The organism is Pseudonocardia sp. NPDC046786 (assembly GCF_040645415.1).
Classification (GTDB): domain Bacteria; phylum Actinomycetota; class Actinomycetes; order Mycobacteriales; family Pseudonocardiaceae; genus Pseudonocardia; species Pseudonocardia kongjuensis.
Genome location: NZ_JBEYYF010000002.1, coordinates 76,156 through 93,752 on the forward strand (window position 1 = coordinate 76,156; position 17,597 = coordinate 93,752).

The window sequence follows — 17,597 nt, forward strand, 5'->3', positions numbered from 1 at the left end:
GGCCTCCGGCGGCGACGGGAGATGACCGCGCCGTCCGCTGCGGCGAGTGGTCGCAACCTTCCCGCCCACCCGGGCGTCTGGATATGTCCGGACGCCGGCCCCGACCGGACGTTCGGTGCAGGGCCGGGGCGAGCGGTCAGGGGGAGCGGTGCCGGCCGTTGGTCAGCGCCGGCCGGGCGGGCGCGGAGCCGAGCTCGCGCGCCCGGCGGCGCCCGGCGACGGTCCCGGCGGGCGGGGCGCCGTTCATCGAGCGGGCCTGCTCGGCGAGCTCGCGGGTCACGCACGGCCAGGTCGCACTGACCCCGGTGGCGTCCCGGCACTCCCGGCAGAAGCCCTGGGCGTCGGGGGTGTGCTCCCTCAGGGTCCGCTCGAGCAGATCGGGCATCTCGGACAGGATGTTCGCGAGCGCCAAGACTCACCTCCAGGTCGATTGCGGGGGACAGTAGTAGTGCGGATCACCCGGGTGGCGCAGGGGCGGGACGGCGTCCGGGGGTCCGGACGCGGCCCCGGACGCTCCACTGTGGACGATCCGTTTCCGCTGCTCGGCCCGCCGGGCAGGCGCCGTTGCGCATCGGACCGGTGACCGGCCGTGACCGGCGCCGCAGGGCCGCGGGAGGCACCCGGACCGCGGACCGCTCGCCGAACCGGCAGGCCGATCGGCGGCCGGTCCGGCAGGTGCGACGACACGCACCGGGGCTGCGCCCGGCGCGGAAAGTGGATCACCCGATCAGGATGCCGGGATCTCCCGGGCGATCTCGTCCAGCCAGAGCACCGCCGACATGTCCGATGGCGCCCGCCAGTCCCCGCGCGGCGAGAGCGCCCCGCCCGCGGAGACCTTCGGGCCGTTCGGCAGCGCGGACCGCTTGAACTGGGAGAAGGCGAAGAAGCGCTGCGCGAAGACCTGCAGCCAGTGCCGGATCTCGGCCGGCGAATAGGCGGGGCGCTCGTCGTCGGGGAACCCGGGCGGCCACTGCCCGGCAGCCGCGTCGGACCAGGCGTGTTCGGCCAGGAACGCGATCCGGGACGGCCGGAACCCGTGCCGCAGCGTGTACCAGAGGGTGAAGTCCTGCAGTGCGTACGGACCGACCGTCGCCTGGCTGGACTGCACCTCGCGGCCGTCGCCCGCGGGCACCAGCTCCGGGGTGATCTCGGTGTCGAGCACCGAGCGGAGCACCGCGGAGACCGGCTCGTCGAACTGCCCGGACGAGACCACCCAGCGGATCAGGTGCTGCATGAGCGTCTTCGGCACCCCGCCGTTGACGTTGTAGTGCGACATCTGGTCGCCGACGCCGTAGGTGGACCAGCCCAGCGCCAGCTCGGACAGGTCACCGGTGCCGAGCACGATCCCGCCGCGCTGGTTGGCGAGCCGGAACAGGTAGTCGGTGCGCAGCCCGGCCTGGACGTTCTCGAACGTCACGTCGTACACCGGCTCGCCGCGGCCGAACGGGTGCCCGATCTCGGTCAGCATGGTCCGCGCGGTCGGCGTGATGTCGATCGTGGCGAAGGTGACGCCGAGCGCCTCGGACAACGCGACGGCGTTGTTCCGGGTGTGCTCGGAGGTGGCGAAGCCGGGCATCGTGAACGCCAGGATGTCGGTGCGCGGGCGGTCCATCCGGTCCATCGCCCGGGCCGCGACGATCAGCGCGTGCGTGGAGTCCAGCCCGCCGGACACCCCGATCACCACCTTCGGCTGTCCGATGGCGCGCAGCCGCTGCTCCAGCCCGGCCACCTGGATCGAGTACGCCTCGTAGCAGTCCTGCTCCAGCCGCTGCGGGTCGGCGGGCACGAACGGGAACCGCTCCACGGTGCGCCGCAGCCCGATGTCGTGGCCCGGCGGGTCGAGCCGGAAGCCCACCGTGCGGAACCCGCCGGTGCGCGCGGCGTGCGTCCGCCGGTTGTCGTCGAAGGTGCCCTGCCTGCGCCGCTCGGCGGCGATCAGGTCCAGGTCGACGTCGGCCACCGAGTACCGCGCGCCGAGCGGGAACCGGCCGGACTCGGCGAGCAGCACGCCGTTCTCGTAGATCATGGTCTGGCCGTCCCAAGCGACGTCGGTGGTCGACTCGCCCTCGCCGGCGGCGGCGTAGACGTACCCGGCGGTGCAGCGGGCGGACGCCGAGCGGCACAGCAGCCGGCGCTCGTCGGCGCGGCCGACGGTGATCGGCGAGCCGGACAGGTTCGCCAGCACCGTCGCCCCGGCCAGCGCGGCCTCGGCCGACGGCGGGATCGGCACCCAGAAGTCCTCGCAGATCTCGACGTGCAGCACGAAGCCGGGCAGGTCCTGCGCGGCGAACAGCAGGTCGGTGCCGAACGGGTGCTCGACGCCGCCGAGCCGGATGGTGGCACCGCGCACGTCGTCGCCTGCGGCGGTCTGGCGGCGCTCGTAGAACTCGCGGTAGGTGGGCAGGTACGACTTGGGGGCGACGCCGAGGATCCGGCCGCGGTGGATCACCACCGCGGTGTTGTAGATCCGGTGCCGGTACCGCAGCGGAGCCCCGACGACGAGCACCGGCAGCAGCTCGGCGGTCGCGTCGGCGAGCGCGACCAGCTCGCGCTCGACGGCCTCCAGCAGGGTGTCCTGCAGCAGGACGTCCTCGATCGAGTAGCCGGACAGCGTCAGTTCGGGGTACACGACCAGCCCGACGCCGTCGTCGTGGCAGGCGTGGGCGGTCTCCAGCACGGCGGCGGCGTTCGCGGCCGGCTGCGCCATCGTGGTGTGCAGGGTGGCCGCGGCGGAACGCAGGAAGTGCTGGCGGTACACGGAGCGGAAGTCCACATCGGCATTCTCCCCCGCGCGGCCGCCGCGCCGCCCGGGACCCGGTCAGCGGCGCAGCAGCCGCAGCACCGCAGGGGGCCGCCCGCCGAAGCCCTCCGCCTCCAGCACGACGAACAGGATCCGCGGCAGGTCCCGGACGGCCGGGAACAGCACGTAGCGCGGGTACCAGTCGGGCCGGAACTTGGCGTTGAAGCGGTACAGCGAGTCGATCTGCCACCAGCGCGAGGCCAGCCGCAGCAGCCGGGCCCAGCCGCGGGCGACCGGCCCGGCGCCGATCCGCTCGCCGCGTTCCAGCGCGGACCGGAACACCGCGAAGTTCAGCGACACCCGCCGTACGCCCAGCTGCGGGGCGGCCGCCATCAGCTCGGCGATCATCAGCTCGTTGATCCCGTTGTCGGCGGCGGCGTCGCGGACCATCAGGTCCAGCGACAGCCCGTCCGGGCCCCAGGGGACGAGCTGCAGCATCCCGCTCGGTTCGCCGTCGCGGAACACGGTGACGACCACTGCGTCCGGATCGGCCGGATCGGCCACCCGCGACGAAGCCATCGAGAAGCCGCGCTCGTGCTCGTCGCCGCGCCAGCGCTGGGCGCGCTGCGCGATCCGGGTGCGCTCGTCGTCGTCGTAGTCGCGCAGCCGGCGCACGACCGCGGTGTGCCCGAGCCGCTGCATCCGCTTCACGGTCTGCCGCACGCCGCGCATAGGCCGCCCGTCCAGGATGAACGTGGCCGTGTCGAGCACCGCCTCGTCGCCGAGTTCCAGCGCGTCCAGCCCGGCCTTCGCCCAGGCGGTCGCGCCGCGCTCGGAGCAGCCGAGCACCGCGGGTGACCAGCCGTAGCGGGTGCACTCGTGCAGGAACGCCTCGATCGCGCCGGGCCAGGCGCCGACGTCGCCGACCGGATCGCCGGAGGCCAGCGCGACCCCGGCCAGCACCCGGTAGGACACGGCGGACTTGCCGCCGTGGGCGAACACCGCGGCCTTGTCCCGGCGCAGCGCGAAGTAGCCGAGCGAGTCGCCGTCGCGCTGCCGCAGCAGCGCGCGCAGCCGCTCCTCGTCCTCCGGCAGCAGCGACGGGCGCGGCTCCGGCGAGCGCAGCAGGTGGTACCCGGCGGTGAGCACGGCGACGACGCCGAAGGTCAGCCCGGCCGCAGCGGTCAGGTCGTCGAGCCAGAGCGCGTGCGGGGCGAACGTCACCGGCCCGGTGACCCCGATCAGCGACAGCCCGGCATGCGCGGCCTGCGCGGCGATCGACGGGTCGTCGGCCAACCGCCGCGGGTTCAGGGCGAGCAGCACCCAGACGATCAGGAAGCCGGCCAGCCCGAACTGGACGAGCGTGCGGACCGCCCGGCCGAGCCCGCCCGGGTCCTGGCGGGCCACGAAGTACCGGCGGGTCGCCAGCAGTGCCACCAGCAGCGCGCCGACCAGCACCGCCGGGGTGAGCCCGTGCCGCTGGTCGACGACGTGCAGCACGTTGACCACCAGCAGCACGGCGGTCGTCCCGGTCGCCACCCACCAGGCCCGCTGCTTGCGCCTGCGCAGCCCGGTGGCGAGCAGCAGCAGCCCGACCCCGGCGACCGCCGTCACCACCAGACCGGCGAGCCCGACGCCCGGCGGGAGACCCAGGGAGCTGCGCAGCTCGCTGCCCAGCAGCCGGCGCGGCGCGGGCAGCACCGCGGTGGCGACGGTGAGCAACCCGACGATCCGGGCCGCCCACACGACCGCCCGGACGACGGCCGCCTCGGACAGCCGTCGCCGCCGCGCCTCCGGATCCGGGCGCGGGTTCCCGGCGCGGACCGGGCCGCGCCGTTGTCCACCGGCGGTGTCGGCCGCCACGCGATCCTCCTGTCGATCCGCCCCGCCCGGGCCCGGTGCGGCCCGGCGGCGGACGGTAGCCGCTCCGGACGCTAGCGCCGCGGGCCCGTCCGGCGCGCGCGGCCCGGCCCGCGTCGCCGGTCGGGGCGGTGAGGTGCAGCAGATCGGGCGAACCGGACGTCCCGGGAGGACCTGCCGGTCGGACGTCCCGGGTGATGGTGTCCCAAACATCTCGTACGAAGTCGCCCGCAGCGGTCACCGGATGGACCCTGCGTTGTCCCGCAACGCTTCCCGCTGGTCCGACGGCGTGACGGTGCACACCCGTCCGACGGGTGCCGGGCCGGTCGGTGCATGGAGCGGGCCCGGGTCGTCGATCCCTGGGGTGTCCGGATGTGCACCGCATCGATCGACTTACGGAGGCGAACAGGATGATCACGAAGGACATGACCCGGGACCTGATCGGGCGCCAGGCGGTCGACTCGCACGGCGAGAAGGTCGGCAAGATCGGCCAGGTCTACCTGGACGAGAACGACGGCACGCCGACCTGGGCCACGGTGAACACCGGCCTGTTCGGCACCAAGGAGAGCTTCGTCCCGCTGCGCAACGCCGACCTCAGGGACTCCGGCGTCGAGCTGCCGGTGGAGAAGCAGCAGGTGAAGGACTGCCCGCACGTGGGCCGGTCCGACGAGCGGCTCACCGGGTCCGAGGAGGACGAGCTGTACCGCCACTACGGCACCGCCGCGACCGGTACCGCCGGCACCGCGGGCACCGCCGGTGACGGCAGGCACGCGGCCGGCACCGCCGAGGCCGGCCGCGCGGGCGCCGGCGACGGGCGGTCCGCCGGGGTGTCCGGTGACTCCCCCGGGATGTCCGGTGACGACGCGATGGTCCGGCACGAGGAGCGGCTGCGGGTCGGCACCGAGTCCGAGGAGACCGGGCGGGTGGCGCTGCGCAAGTACGTCGTCACCGAGGACGAGACGGTCACCGTGCCGGTCAGCCGCGAGGAGGTCCGGCTCGAGCGGGAGCCGATCACCGACGGCGCCGCAGCCGGATCGTCCGGCGCGATCGGCGAGGAGGAGCACGAGGTCACCCTGCACCGCGAGCGCCCGGTGGTGGACAAGACCACCGAGGCCGTGGAGAAGGTCCGGCTGGGGACCCGCACGGTGACCGAGGACGAGACGGACTCCGACACGGTGCGCAAGGAGCGCATCGACGTCGACGACCCGTCGGAGAACCTGGAGCGCTGACGAGGGGCGTCAGCGTGTCAGGGCGCGGTCCCGCACGGCGGCGGCCTCCCGGCGGGCGGCCTCGGCGGCCCCGGGCAGGCCGCCGGCGCCGGTCGTGGCCAGCGCCCCCTCGTGCAGCAACAGCAGTACCAGCGCTCCGCCGTCGGGATCCGCGGCGCCCGCGGCGGCCAGCTCGTCGCGCAGCAGATCGCGCAGCCAGCGCTTCTCGTCGGCGATCACCGCCCGGCCGGGGTGCCCGGGATCGGGCAGCTCGGCGAAGGCGTTCACGAAGGCGCAGCCGCGCTCGTTCGCCGCGGTCCACGGCACCAGCACGTCGAACGGGGCGAGCACCCGCTCCGCCGGGGTGTCCAGCGCGGCCAGCCGGGCGCGCACCGCGTCGCGCCAGCGCTCGTCGCGTTCCTGCAGGTAACGGGCGACGAGTGCGTCCTTGGAGCCGAACCGGTCGTAGAGCGTGCGCTTGGTGACGCCGGACTCGGCGGCGATCAGGTCGACCCCGACGGCGTGGATGCCGCGCTCGTAGAACAGCACCGCGGCGACGTCCAGGATCCGCCGGGCGCCCGGCGTGAGCGTCGGTGACACGCGTCCCCCTTCGTTGTTCACAGAACTGTGTACTGTTGCGCCGGCAGTTTACTTCACAGATCGGTGAACTCGGAGGGCGGCATGGCGGACACGATGCGGGCGTGGGAGCTGACCGGGCACGGCGGGCCGGAGATGCTGCGGTGGCGGGAGCGGCCGGTGCCGGACCCGGGCCCCGGGCAGGTGCTGGTGCGGGTCACCGCCGCGGCCCTGAACAACACCGACGTCTGGACCCGGACCGGCGCCTACGGCCTGCCCGGCGATCCCGCGGCCCGGGCCGGCTGGCGCGGACCGCTGCGGTTCCCGCGGATCCAGGGCGGCGACGCGGCGGGCGTGGTGGCGGCGGCCGGCCCCGGGGTGGACGGGGTCCCGGCCGGCCGGCGGGTGCTCGTCGATCCGGCCCGGTACGAGCGGGACGACCCGGACGCCGGGCCGGTCGGGCTGCTCGGCAGCGAGGCGGACGGCGCGTTCGCCGGCTTCCTGCTCGCCGACGCCGGCCGGGTGCACGACGTCGGCGGCTCCCCGCTGACCGACGCGCAGCTGGCCGCGCTGCCGGTCGCATACGGCACCGCCGCCGGGATGCTGGAGCGCGGCCGGATCGGCCCTGGCGAGACCGTGCTGGTCACCGGGGCCTCCGGCGGCGTCGGACTGGCACTGGTGCAGCTCGCCGTGGCCCGCGGCGCGCACGTGGTGGCGGTGACCTCGGCGGCGAAGGCGGCCGCCGTCCGCGCGGCCGGGGCCGGTGCGACGGTCGACCGGGCGGGTGGCGCCGCCGCGGTCGCGGCCGCCGCGCCGGACCGGCTCGACGCGGTGCTCGACGTCGCCGGCGGCGACCTGCTGCCCGCGCTGCTGCCCGCGGTACGCGACGGCGGCCGGTGGGTGATCGCGGGCGCGGTCGCCGGGCCGGTCGTCGAGCTCGACCTGCGCCGCCTCTACCTGCACAACGTCTCGCTCGTCGGGTCGTCGATGCACACCCGCACGCACTTCGACGGGCTGGTCGCGCAGGCGCGGGCGGGTACCGTGCGGCCGCGGATCGCCGCCCGGTACCCGCTCGCCGAGCTCCCCGCGGCGCAGGCGGAGTTCCTCCGCGGGCAGCACGTGGGGAAGATCGTGCTGGCGCCGTGAGTCGCTCAGACCCGGCTGATGAACCCGTGCGTGGCGAGCCACGCCCTGGCGACGTCGCGCGGTGACTCGTACCCGGCGGACACCTGGCTGTTCAGCTCCAGGATCGTCGGGTAGTCCAGCGCCGCGGAGAGCGGGTCGAGCACCCGCGCCACCTCCGGGGCGCGGTCGTAGGCATCCCGCCGCAGGGTCGGCACCGGGGTGTAGGTGACGTGGTAGTCGCGGTCGTCCTCGAGCACCTTCAGACCGAACTGCAGGATCCGCCCGTCGGTGCTGTACACCTCGCCGAACAGGCAGACCTGGTCCGCGGTGGACTGGTAGATCAGGTTCTCGCCGATGACCTGCACCCGGTCCGGCGGGATCTCCGCCTCGTAGAGCCGCTGCAGGCCGCGCAGGCCGTCCTCGCGGGAGTGGTACTCGGGCTCGACGCAGATCGTCCCGGCCTGGTCGGACCGCAGGTAGGTGAGCATGTCGCTGATCGTGTTCAGCTGCAGCGCCGCGGCCGGCCCGCCGGCGACGGCGAAGGCGTAGGTGTTGTTGAACCCGCCCGGCCGGAGCCAGACGATGTCGTTGTCGGCCAGATCGCGTTCGCGCACCTGGGCGAGCACGTCCGCGTCCGGGATCCGCTCCGGCTCGCGCATGAACGACGCCCATGCGGTGCCGGTGTACTCCCAGTACATCGAGATGTCGCCGTCGAGCAGCGCCTGCCGCGTCTCGTCGGTGCTGCCGAGGTCGCACCGGTCGGTGACCGACGCGCCGGCCTCCTCCAGCGCGGCGACGGTGATCTGGCAGAGGACGAGCTGCTCGTCGAAGTCCTTCGAGCCGACGACGTAGGTCTGGCCGGAGAGGTCGGCGGCGGAGGCGAGCGAGCCGGGGTTGGCGGGAGGCCCGCAGGCTGCCGTGACGATCAGGGCGGCGAGCACCGGTGCGAGGCGGGAGGAGCGTCGGAGAACGGTCGTACGAGCGATCACGAATGACTTCCCGGGGAGCGAAGGCCGATCACGGAGCGTATAGATGACCATGAACGTCGCTTGTGCGCAACGGGGAGTCTCGAAGTCGGCGACGTATGAAGAAGGCTGATATTCAGGGGAAAAACTACTGAGCGTAATTGGTTGTGCACGAAAGCAATCGGACCGCCGGACGGATTGTGATTACCTGGAGTGACCGCCGGGCGGACCGCGGAGCCGGTGCGGAAGGGGGCGGGCCGGTAGCGCGGACGTCCGCCGCTGTCGTCCCGATCACGGAGAGTCCGTTGACCGATGCTCTTGTTTAGGTTTGCCTAACTATATAGGTTGGCGAGGGAGCGAGGAGGGGACGGGTGACAGCTGAGCAGCGCCCCGGGATCCCCGGCCGGATCCGGGCCGGGGCGGCCGACCGGTCGGCCGCGCTGCACCGGCTCGGCGCGCATCTCGCCGAGGGCAGGCTGACCGTCGCCGAGTACGACGAGCGGGCCGGCGCCGCCGCCCGGGCGGTCCATCTCGACGAGCTCGGCACGCTGCTCGCCGATCTGCCGCCGGACCCGACCGGCCCGCCGGAGCCCGGTCCGCCGGAGCCGCCGCGGGCCGCGGCGTGGCTCTGGTGGGCGGCCTCCGGCACCCCGGTCGCGGCCCTGCTCCTGCACCTGGGGACCGGCTCCACCTGGTGGTACCTGCTGCCGGCGGCCGGGGCGCTGGTGTTGTTCGCCTCGCCACCCGTCCGTCCGCGCGGGTGAGGTTAGGCTCGGTTGAATCGGCGGAGCTCCGCCTGCTGGAGAAGAGGAACGATGTCCACCAACCCGTTCGACGACGAGGGGCGCCACCTCCTCCGGCCGGGCACCGTCCCGGCGGCCGGCGGACGGCGCCGGGCCACGTCGAGGCGGACCGGGGCGCGGCCGCGGGCCGACCGGTGACCACCCACGCCCCCGATCCGGCCGCCCCGCCGGCCTGCCGGCTCGGCACTCGCGATCTCGAGGTCGGCTACGACGACCGGACCGTCGTCCGCGGCCTGACCCTGGACATCCCCGACGGCGGGTTCACCGTCATCGTCGGGCCGAACGCCTGCGGCAAGTCGACCCTGCTCAAGGCGCTGGCCCGGGGCCTGCGCCCGCGCGGCGGCGCGGTGCTGCTCGACGGCTCCCGGATCGAGAGGCACCGCAGCAAGGAGGTCGCCCGCCGGCTCGGCCTGCTGCCGCAGACCGCGCAGACCCCCGGTGGCATCTCGGTCGGCGATCTGGTGGCCCGGGGCCGGTACCCGCACCAGCGGATGTTGCGCCAGTGGACCCGCGGCGACGAGGAGGCGGTGCTGGCCGCGCTGCGCGCCACCGGTACCGAGGCGCTCGCCGACCGGCTGGTCGAGGAGCTCTCCGGCGGCCAGCGGCAGCGGGTGTGGATCGCGCTCGCACTGGCCCAGGAGACCCCGATCCTGCTGCTCGACGAACCGACCACCTACCTCGACGTCGCGCACCAGCTCGACGTCCTGGACCTGTGCGACGACCTGCGCAGCACCCGCGGCCAGACCCTGGTGGCGGTGCTGCACGACCTCAACCACGCCTGCCGCTACGCCACCCACCTGGTCGCGATGCGGGACGGCCTGCTGGTCGCCCAGGGCCCGCCGGCCGAGGTGGTCACCGCCGAGCTGGTCGAGCAGGTGTTCGGCATGCGGTGCCGGATCATCCCCGATCCGGAGACCGGCACCCCTTTGGTCGTCCCCGCCGACCGGCGGCGCCGCGCGGCGGCCGAGCGGCCGTGAGCGAGCAGAACGGCCGGGTCCCCGCGGCCGTCGCCGACCGGATCGCGCCGGCGGACCCCGGGGAGGAGACCGCCGCGGCGCGCCGCCGCCGGGCGCTGCTGCGGGTCGTAGGGCTGGTCGTCGCCGCGGTCGTGCTGGTCGTGCTGGCGGCGCTCAGCATCCGGGTGGGGGTGCGGTCGATCCCGCTCGGGACGGTCCGCGACGTGCTGCTCGGGACGCCCGGCACCGATCCGGACGCCGTCCGCATCGTGCTGGGCCTGCGGGTCCCGCGCACCCTGGTCGGGATCGTCGCCGGGGTGTGCCTCGGGCTGGCCGGCGCGATCATGCAGGGGCTGACCCGCAACCCGCTGGCCGATCCGGGACTGTTCGGGGTGGACATCGGTGCCGCGCTGGCGATCGTGCTGGCGATCTCGCTGCTCGGCGTGCGCACCCCGGACGGCTACGTCTGGTTCGCCTTCGTCGGCGCCGGTGTCGCGGCCGTGCTGGTCTACCTGCTCGGCTCGACCGGCCGGTCGGTGGCGCCGGAGAAGATGGTGCTGGCCGGTGCGGCGGTCAGCGTCACCCTCGGTGCGATCGTCTCCGGGGTGCTGATCCTGGACGGGGTCACCTTCGACGTCTACCGGTTCTGGGCGGTCGGCTCGCTGGCCGGCCGCGGCCCGGACGTGCTGGTCGCGGTGCTGCCGTTCGCGGTCGCCGGGGTGCTGCTGGCGGTCGCGCTGGCCCGCCCGCTCAACTCGCTGGCGCTCGGCGAGGACGTCGCTTCCGCGCTCGGCGTCAACCTGGCGCTCACCCGGACCGGCGCCGCGATCGCGGTCACCCTGCTGGCCGGGGCGGCGACCGCGGCGGCCGGGCCGATCGTGTTCGTCGGGCTGGCGGTGCCGCACCTGGCCCGGCTGCTGGTCGGGCCGGACCAGCGTTGGGTGGTCGGCTACTCGCTGCTGCTCGCCCCGGTGCTGCTGGTCGGCGCGGACGTGCTGGGCCGGGTGGTCTCCGGGACCGGTGAGATCGAGGTCGGCATCGTCACCGCGGTGCTCGGCGCCCCGGTGTTCCTCGCGCTCGCCCGCCGCCGACGGGTGGCCCAGCTGTGACCGGCGTGGTGAGCGGCCGGGCGCTGCGGACCCCCGGCGAGCGGATCGCGCTGCGGGTGCTGCCGCGGGCGGTGCTGGTCTGCGCGGTGCTGGTCGCGGTGCTGGCGGCGACCGCCGTCGTCGGGCTCACCGTCGGCGACTTCGACGTGCCGCTCGCCGACGTGCTGGCCGCGCTGCGCGGCGAGGCCACCGGCCGGGCCCGGTTCATCGTGACCGGCCTGCGGCTGCCCCGGCTGCTGGTGGCGATGCTGGTCGGCGCCGCGCTGGCGGTGGCCGGTGCGATCTTCCAGGGCCTGTCCCGCAACCCGCTGGGCAGCCCGGACATCATCGGGTTCACCGCGGGTTCGGCGACCGGTGCGCTGCTGGTGCTGCTGGTCGGCCGCGGCGGCACCGCCGGGATCGCGGCCGGCGCGGTGTTCGGCGGGTTCGCCGCCGCCGTCCTGGTGTACCTGCTGTCCTACCGGCGCGGGGTGTCCGGGTTCCGGCTGATCCTGGTCGGCATCGGGGTCAGCGCGATGCTCGGCGGCGTCAACGCCTACCTGGTCACCCGGGCCCAGCTGCGCGACGCCCAGGCGGCGCAGCTGTGGCTGACCGGCAGCGTCAACGGCCGCGGCTGGGACCACGTGACACTGATCGGCCTGACCGTGCTGGTACTGCTCCCGTTCGCGGTGCTGCTCGGCCGCGCGCTGCCGCAGCTGGAGCTGGGCGACGAGGTGGCCAGGGCCCGCGGGCTGGTCGTGGAACGCTCACGGGCGCTGCTGATGCTGGTCGGGATCGGGCTGACCGCTGTGGCGACCGCCGTCGCCGGACCGATCGCGTTCGTCGCGCTGGCGGCACCGCAGATCGCCCGCCGGCTCACCCGCACGCCCGGCCCCGGCCTGGTGCCCGCCGCGCTGACCGGGGCGGCGCTGCTGACCGTCGGCGACGTGGCCGCCCAGCGGCTCTTCGCGCCGGTGCCGATCCCGGTCGGGGTGGCGACCGCGGCGCTCGGTGGGATCTACCTCGCGTGGCTGCTCGCCCGGCAGTGGCGGAGCGGACGCGGATGACCGGGCCGGACAGGACCAGGGCAGGAGAGGACACACGATGACGGGGACGACCGGGACGACCGGGACCGCTGCGGCGGAGCCGCAGGTGGCCGAGGACCGCTACGCGCGGTTCTACGCCGCCCAGGCCCGGTCGGCGACGCTGCGCCGGATCTACCGGGAGGCCTACGGCGAGGATTACCCGGAGGAGATCGACCCGTTCGGTTTCGTCACCCGAGCCGACCTGGCCCGGATCGGCGAGCTGGTCGGTGTCGCGCCCGGCAGGACGCTGGTCGACCTGGGCTGCGGCCGCGGCGGGCCGGGGATCGTGGTGGCCCGTGAGCGGCGGGCCCGGCTGGTCGGCGTCGACCTGGTGCCGGTCGCGGTCGCCGACGCGGCCCGGCGCAGCAGGGAGCTCGGCCCGGCCGGGGCGCGCTTCGTCGTCGGCTCGTTCACCGGCAGCGGCCTGCCCACCGGCGGCGCGGACGCGGTGATGAGCGTCGACGCGCTGTGGATGGTGCAGGACAAGCCGGCCGCGCTCGCCGAGGTGCACCGGATCCTGGTGCCCGGCGGCCGGTTCGTGCTGACCACCTGGGAGCCGGCGCACGTCGACCACCGGACGCTGCTGGACGAGGCCGGGTTCGACCTGGAGGTGCGGGAGGAGACCCCGGACTGGCTGGCCCGTCAGCGCGCCGTCTACGCCGGGATCACCGCGGCGGCCGCCGAGCTGGCCGACGAGCTGGGCGCCGAGGGTGCCGAGGTCATCCTGACCGAGGCGGAGCAGGCACCCCGGGTCCTCGCCGGGACCCCACGGCTGCTGCTGGCCGCACGGCGGCGCCGGCCGTGACCGGCCCGGCCACCGGCAGCCCGGCCACCAGCAGCCAGGACACCCCGGCCGGCCCGGCCGCCGGGACCGGGGATCCGGCCCCGGCCCTGTCGCCGGAGTCGCACGCGCGCAGCCGCGCCTTCCTGCGCTGGTGCCTGCGCGCGCAGTGGCGCGGGCTGGCGCTGGCCGCCGGCACCGGGATCGTCGTGCAGGGGCTGTTCGTACTGCTCCCGTGGGGTGTCCAGCAGGCCGTCGATCGCGGCATCACGCCGGGCGACGCGGTGCAGACGGCGTTCTGGGCGGCCGCCGTCGCCGGACTGGGGCTGCTGATCACCGTCGGGCAGATCGCGTTCCAGTGGTGGAACTACCTCTCCGGCGCCCGGGTGATCAAGCAGACCCGGGAGCGGCTGGCCGCGCACGTGCTCGAGCTGGACCGGGCCGCGCTGGCCGGGCACGGCCCCGGCGAGCTGGCGGTGCGCGGCGGCCGGGACGCCGAGGCGCTGTGGAACTGGCTGTCCGGGGTGGTGGAGACCGTCCAGCTGATCGCCGGACTGGCCGTCATCCTGGGTGCGCTGCTGCTGCTCGACCCGCTGCTGGCGGTGATCGGGGTGGCCGTGATCCCGCTGCTGCTCGGGCTGGCCGCGGTGTTCCCGCGCCGCTACGAGGCGGCGTCGCTGGTGCTCGGCGCCGCGCACGGCGACCGCGGCGCCGCGGTGGAGGGGCTGCTGTCGGGCACCGCGGCGGTGCGCGGCGTCGGCGGCGAGCACGTGCTCGTCACCCGGCACCATGACCACAGCGCCGAGGTCACCCGGCAGACCGTGCGGGTGGCCCGGATCGGCACCCTCTGGGGTGCGCTGGCGTCGTTCGTGCCGCTCGCCGCGGCGGCCACCGGGCTGTTCGTCGGTGGCCTGGCCGCCGTCGACGGCCGGTTGACCGTCGGTGGCCTGCTCGCCTTCGCCTCCTGGATGGCGATGCTCGCGCAGCGGGTGGACACCCTGGTCGGGCAGCAGACGATGCGCCGGCAGGCGGCCGCGTCGGCGGCCCGGATCGCCGAGGTTCTCGCCCTGACCCCGCGGCTGCCCGAGCCGGCCGATCCGCTGACCGCCCCGCCGGCCGGGCCGGCCCGGCTGGCCGGGACCGGGATCCGGGTGGTGCACGGCGACCGCCCGGTGCTCGACGACGTCGGGCTCGCGGTGCGCTCCGGGGAGACCGTCGCGGTCACCGGCGTCACCGGCTCCGGGAAGACGTCGCTGCTGCGGGTGCTCGCCCGGCTCGATGCCCAGGACGCGGGCACCGTCACCCTGGACGGGGTGCGGCTGGACCGGCTGCGCCGCCGCGACGTGCGCGCCCGGATCGGCTTCGTGCCGCAGCGCCCGGTGCTCACCTCCGGCACGCTGCGCTCCGCCCTGCTGCTGGGCGCCGAGCCCACCCCGGACCGGGACGGCGAGCTCCGCGCGGCCTGCCACGTCGCCGCGTTCGACGACGACCTGGCCGGTTTCCCGGACGGCCTCGACACCGTCGTCGGCGAGGGCGGCACCACCCTGTCCGGCGGCCAGGTGCAGCGGATCGCGCTGGCCAGGGCGCTGCTGCGGGAACCGGACGTGCTGCTGCTCGACGACGTGACCTCGGCCCTGGACACCGGGACGGAGAACCTGGTGCTGACCCGGCTGCGCGCCGCCCGGCCGGATCTCGCGATCGTCTTCGCCGGGCATCGGGAGGCGGTGCACGCGCTCGCCGACCGGGTGGTCGCGCTGCCCGCGCCGCCGGTCACCGACGCCACCTCCGGAGCCGGACGTGGCTGAGGTCGCGCTGCTCACCGAGGAGCCGTCGCTGCGCGGCACGCTGCGCAGGCTCGCGCCGTTCCTGCGGCCGCACGCGCTGCCGGCGGTCGTCGCGGTGACGCTCACCCTGTCCGCGTCGCTGGCCTGGGTGCTGGTCGCCCCGATGGTCGGCGCCATCACCGCCGCCGTGCTCGACGCCGACCGGGACGGCGTGCTGGTCGCCGGGCTGGTGCTGCTCGGCCTGGCGGTGGCCCGCACCGTGCTGTCCTGGGCAGGCGAGCTGCTGCTCGCCGTCGTCGGGGAGCGGGTGGTGCGCGGGATCCGGGAGAAGGTGGTCGACCGGCTCGCCGCCGCCCCGCTGCGGTTCGTCGAGGCGCACCGCGGCGGCGAGCTGCTGACCCGGGCGACCACCGAGATCGAGCTGCTGTCCACCTTCGTCCGCTCGCAGCTGCCCGCGGCAGTCTCGGTGCTCGGCTACCTGGTGTTCGCGGTGGTCGTGCTCGTCGCCTACTCGTGGCTGCTGGCGGCACTGCTGCTGGTGCTGTTCGTGCCGCTGTCGCTGCTGGTGATGCGCTCCTTCGAGCGGGCCGCCGGATCGGCCTTCACCGCCGAGGCGGCCGCCCGCGCCGCGGTCGCCGCGACCTTCGGCGAGACCGTCGCCGCCCGCGAGGCGGTGCAGGCGGCCGGCGCCGAGCAGGTCTGGGGGCGCCGGTTCGCCGAGCGCACCGGCGCGCTGCTGGCCGCCGTGCGGCGCACCATCCGGGCGCTGAACCGGCTGCCGCTGGCGGTGGCCGTGGAGGCGGTCACCACCGCGGCGCTGCTCGCCGCCGGGGGCGCGCTGATCGCCGCCGGCCGGATCGACGTCCCCACCGTGGCGGTGTTCGTGGTCGCCACCCGCACCCTGTTCGACTCCTTCACCGAGGCGACCGGGCTGGTCGGCGAGTTCCAGGAGTCCCGGGTCGCGGTGGCCCGGCTGACCGATCTGCTCGCCGCCACCGGGCCCGCCGCGCCGGCGGCCCCCGCACCGGACGCCCGCACGGCCCGGCACCCGGCCGGGCCCGGCCGGCTGGTGCTCGACGGCGTCGGGTTCGGCTACACCGCCGGCACCCCGGTGCTCGACGGCGTGTCGGTCACCGTCGACCCCGGCGAGCGGCTCGCCCTGGTCGGCCGGACCGGCGCCGGGAAGAGCACCCTCGCCAAGGTCGTCGCCGGGCTGTACCCGCCGGACCGCGGCCGGGTCACGGTGGACGGCACCCCGCTGGACGCGCTGGGCCCGGACGAGCTGCGGCACCGGGTCGCACTCGTCGGCCAGCAGGTGCACGTCGCCGCCGGCTCGGTGCTGGACAACGTCACCCTGGTGCTCGGCACCCCCGGCCGGGACGAGGTGGAGCGGGCGGTCGACGCGCTCGGGCTGCGCCGGTGGATCGCCGGGCTCGGCGGCCTGGACGCCGATCTCGGCGCCCGCGGCGACCGGCTCTCCGCGGGGGAGCGGCAGGTGCTCGGCCTGATCCGGGCGGCGCTCGTCGCACCGGCGGTGCTCGTCCTGGACGAGGCGACCGCCGATCTCGACCCGACCACGGCGGGCCTGCTGGAGGGCGCGCTGGAACGGATCCGGGACGCCAGCACGCTGGTCGTGATCGCGCACCGGCCGGACACCGTGGCGCGGATGGACCGCGTCGTCACCCTGGACGGAGGCCGGGTCGTCGCCGACACCGGCACACCCACCGAAGGAGCAGGCAGTGCCCTACTGGATCACGACCGTCCGCGACGTCCGGCGGATCACCCCGCACATGGTGCGGGTGGTCCTGGACGGTGACGAGCTCGCCGGCTACCAGGCGAAGGGCCTGGCCGACGACTACTGCCGGGTGCTGTTCCCGCATCCCGGCGAGGACTCGCCGGTCGTCCCGGTCGAGATCGACGGCACCGAGCAGGACCCGCCCGGCGCCGTCCCGGCGCCGGTGCGGAACTACACGATCCGCCGGCACGACCCGGACACCGGCGAGGTGTGGATCGACCTGCTGCTGCACGAGGGCGGGATCGGTGCCGGCTGGGCCGCGCAGGCCCGGCCCGGCGCCCGGATCGCGCTGGGCCCGGCGCACGGCCGCTACCAGCCGCCGGACGGCACCCGGCGGGTGGTGCTGGTCGGCGACGCGACCGCGCTGCCCGCGATCGGCCGGATCCTGGACGAGCTGCCCGCGGGCCGCTCGGCGCTCGCGGTGATCCTGGTCGCCGACGCCGCCGAGGAGCAGGAGCTGCCGGCCGGCGACGGCGTCGAGATCCGCTGGCTGCACGTGCCCGACCCGGCCGCGCTGGGCGAGCGGCTGCTGGCCGAGGTGCAGTCGTGCGAGCTCGCCGCCGACGGGACCGACTACGTGTGGGTGGCCGGGGAGACCGACGCCTGCCGGCTGGCCCGCAAGCACCTGCGCCACGAGCGGGGCCTTCCGGCGGGCGCCTACACCGTCGTCGGGTACTGGCGCCCGGATGCCGAGCGCTGGCAGGCCCGCTACGACGCACTCGCCGAGGAGCTCGCCGCGAAGCTCGCGGTCGCCGACGCCGAGAACCCGGACGACGACGACTATGACGACGCCGTCGACCGGATCTACACCGACGCCGGGCTGTAGCCGGG

Annotated in this window: 15 protein-coding genes; 10 read left to right on the plus strand and 5 right to left on the minus strand. The window is 75.5% G+C overall.

The genetic code is table 11. From position 1 onward, the window contains the following. Positions 1-136: 136 nt before the first annotated feature. The 3 genes from ABZ881_RS02510 to ABZ881_RS02520 all read right to left on the minus strand — a co-directional run bounded on the left by ABZ881_RS02510 (position 137) and on the right by ABZ881_RS02520 (position 4,603). Entirely contained in the window at positions 137-385 is a 249-nt protein-coding gene (locus tag ABZ881_RS02510; protein ID WP_358481207.1) for a hypothetical protein, read from the minus strand. 342 nt (positions 386-727) lie between these two features. After that, entirely contained in the window at positions 728-2,773 is a 2,046-nt protein-coding gene (locus tag ABZ881_RS02515; protein ID WP_358481209.1) for an NAD(+) synthase, read from the minus strand. 45 nt (positions 2,774-2,818) lie between these two features. Continuing rightward, the gene (locus ABZ881_RS02520; RefSeq protein WP_358481211.1) at positions 2,819-4,603 is read right to left on the minus strand and encodes a GNAT family N-acetyltransferase; all 1,785 of its coding nucleotides are present in this window, start codon (positions 4,601-4,603) and stop codon (positions 2,819-2,821) included. A gap of 407 nt (positions 4,604-5,010) precedes the next feature. On the opposite strand from ABZ881_RS02520, the gene ABZ881_RS02525 reads away from it, so the two are divergent. Then, on the plus strand, positions 5,011-5,829 hold the full coding sequence (locus ABZ881_RS02525; RefSeq protein WP_358481212.1) for a PRC and DUF2382 domain-containing protein: 819 nt from the start codon (positions 5,011-5,013) through the stop codon (positions 5,827-5,829). Between the two features lie 9 nt (positions 5,830-5,838). Here the strand turns inward: ABZ881_RS02525 and ABZ881_RS02530 are convergent, their stop codons facing one another. Further along, positions 5,839-6,408, minus strand: coding sequence for a helix-turn-helix domain-containing protein (locus ABZ881_RS02530; protein ID WP_358481214.1), 570 nt, complete (start codon positions 6,406-6,408; stop codon positions 5,839-5,841). A gap of 81 nt (positions 6,409-6,489) precedes the next feature. Here ABZ881_RS02530 and ABZ881_RS02535 point away from each other — a divergent pair, with 81 nt between their 5' ends. Next, the gene (locus tag ABZ881_RS02535) at positions 6,490-7,530 is read left to right on the plus strand and encodes a zinc-binding dehydrogenase (protein WP_358481216.1); all 1,041 of its coding nucleotides are present in this window, start codon (positions 6,490-6,492) and stop codon (positions 7,528-7,530) included. Between the two features lie 5 nt (positions 7,531-7,535). Here ABZ881_RS02535 and ABZ881_RS02540 read toward each other — a convergent pair whose 3' ends face one another. Then, positions 7,536-8,450 carry a glycine betaine ABC transporter substrate-binding protein gene (locus tag ABZ881_RS02540; RefSeq protein WP_358481218.1) on the minus strand — a complete coding sequence of 305 codons (915 nt, stop codon included), beginning with the start codon at positions 8,448-8,450 and terminating at the stop codon, positions 7,536-7,538. Positions 8,451-8,845: 395 nt separating this feature from the next. Here ABZ881_RS02540 and ABZ881_RS02545 point away from each other — a divergent pair, with 395 nt between their 5' ends. The 8 genes from ABZ881_RS02545 to ABZ881_RS02580 all read left to right on the plus strand — a co-directional run bounded on the left by ABZ881_RS02545 (position 8,846) and on the right by ABZ881_RS02580 (position 17,592). Beyond that, a complete protein-coding gene (locus ABZ881_RS02545; protein ID WP_358481219.1) occupies positions 8,846-9,238 on the plus strand; it encodes a DUF1707 domain-containing protein in 393 nt (130 codons plus the stop codon). A gap of 173 nt (positions 9,239-9,411) precedes the next feature. Next, positions 9,412-10,254, plus strand: a complete 843-nt coding sequence (locus ABZ881_RS02550) for an ABC transporter ATP-binding protein (protein ID WP_358481220.1) — start codon at positions 9,412-9,414, stop codon at positions 10,252-10,254. Beyond that, positions 10,251-11,342: an iron chelate uptake ABC transporter family permease subunit gene (locus ABZ881_RS02555; protein ID WP_358481222.1), complete on the plus strand. Its 1,092-nt coding sequence runs from the start codon at positions 10,251-10,253 to the stop codon at positions 11,340-11,342. The genes ABZ881_RS02550 and ABZ881_RS02555 overlap by 4 nt, the downstream gene beginning before the upstream one ends. Further along, positions 11,339-12,388, plus strand: a complete 1,050-nt coding sequence (locus ABZ881_RS02560) for an iron chelate uptake ABC transporter family permease subunit (protein ID WP_358481224.1) — start codon at positions 11,339-11,341, stop codon at positions 12,386-12,388. The genes ABZ881_RS02555 and ABZ881_RS02560 overlap by 4 nt, the downstream gene beginning before the upstream one ends. 37 nt (positions 12,389-12,425) lie before the next feature. Beyond that, positions 12,426-13,211: a class I SAM-dependent methyltransferase gene (locus ABZ881_RS02565; RefSeq protein WP_358481226.1), complete on the plus strand. Its 786-nt coding sequence runs from the start codon at positions 12,426-12,428 to the stop codon at positions 13,209-13,211. Beyond that, on the plus strand, positions 13,208-14,992 hold the full coding sequence (locus ABZ881_RS02570) for an ABC transporter ATP-binding protein (protein ID WP_358481228.1): 1,785 nt from the start codon (positions 13,208-13,210) through the stop codon (positions 14,990-14,992). Before ABZ881_RS02565 ends, ABZ881_RS02570 begins: the two co-directional genes overlap by 4 nt. After that, complete coding sequence (locus ABZ881_RS02575; RefSeq protein ID WP_358481230.1) at positions 14,985-16,787, plus strand: ABC transporter ATP-binding protein; 1,803 nt, start codon at positions 14,985-14,987, stop codon at positions 16,785-16,787. Before ABZ881_RS02570 ends, ABZ881_RS02575 begins: the two co-directional genes overlap by 8 nt. Then, positions 16,711-17,592, plus strand: a complete 882-nt coding sequence (locus ABZ881_RS02580) for a siderophore-interacting protein (protein ID WP_358481231.1) — start codon at positions 16,711-16,713, stop codon at positions 17,590-17,592. Before ABZ881_RS02575 ends, ABZ881_RS02580 begins: the two co-directional genes overlap by 77 nt. Positions 17,593-17,597 lie beyond the last annotated feature (5 nt).

Excerpts from the sequence above, each read along its gene's own strand:
- ABZ881_RS02510 (WP_358481207.1), bottom strand. The coding sequence starts at position 385 with ATGCCCGATCTGCTCGAGCGGACCCTGAGGGAGCACACCCCCGACGCC.
- ABZ881_RS02525 (WP_358481212.1), top strand. The coding sequence starts at position 5,011 with ATGATCACGAAGGACATGACCCGGGACCTGATCGGGCGCCAGGCGGTC.
- ABZ881_RS02535 (WP_358481216.1), top strand. The coding sequence starts at position 6,490 with ATGGCGGACACGATGCGGGCGTGGGAGCTGACCGGGCACGGCGGGCCG.
- ABZ881_RS02565 (WP_358481226.1), top strand. The coding sequence starts at position 12,426 with ATGACGGGGACGACCGGGACGACCGGGACCGCTGCGGCGGAGCCGCAG.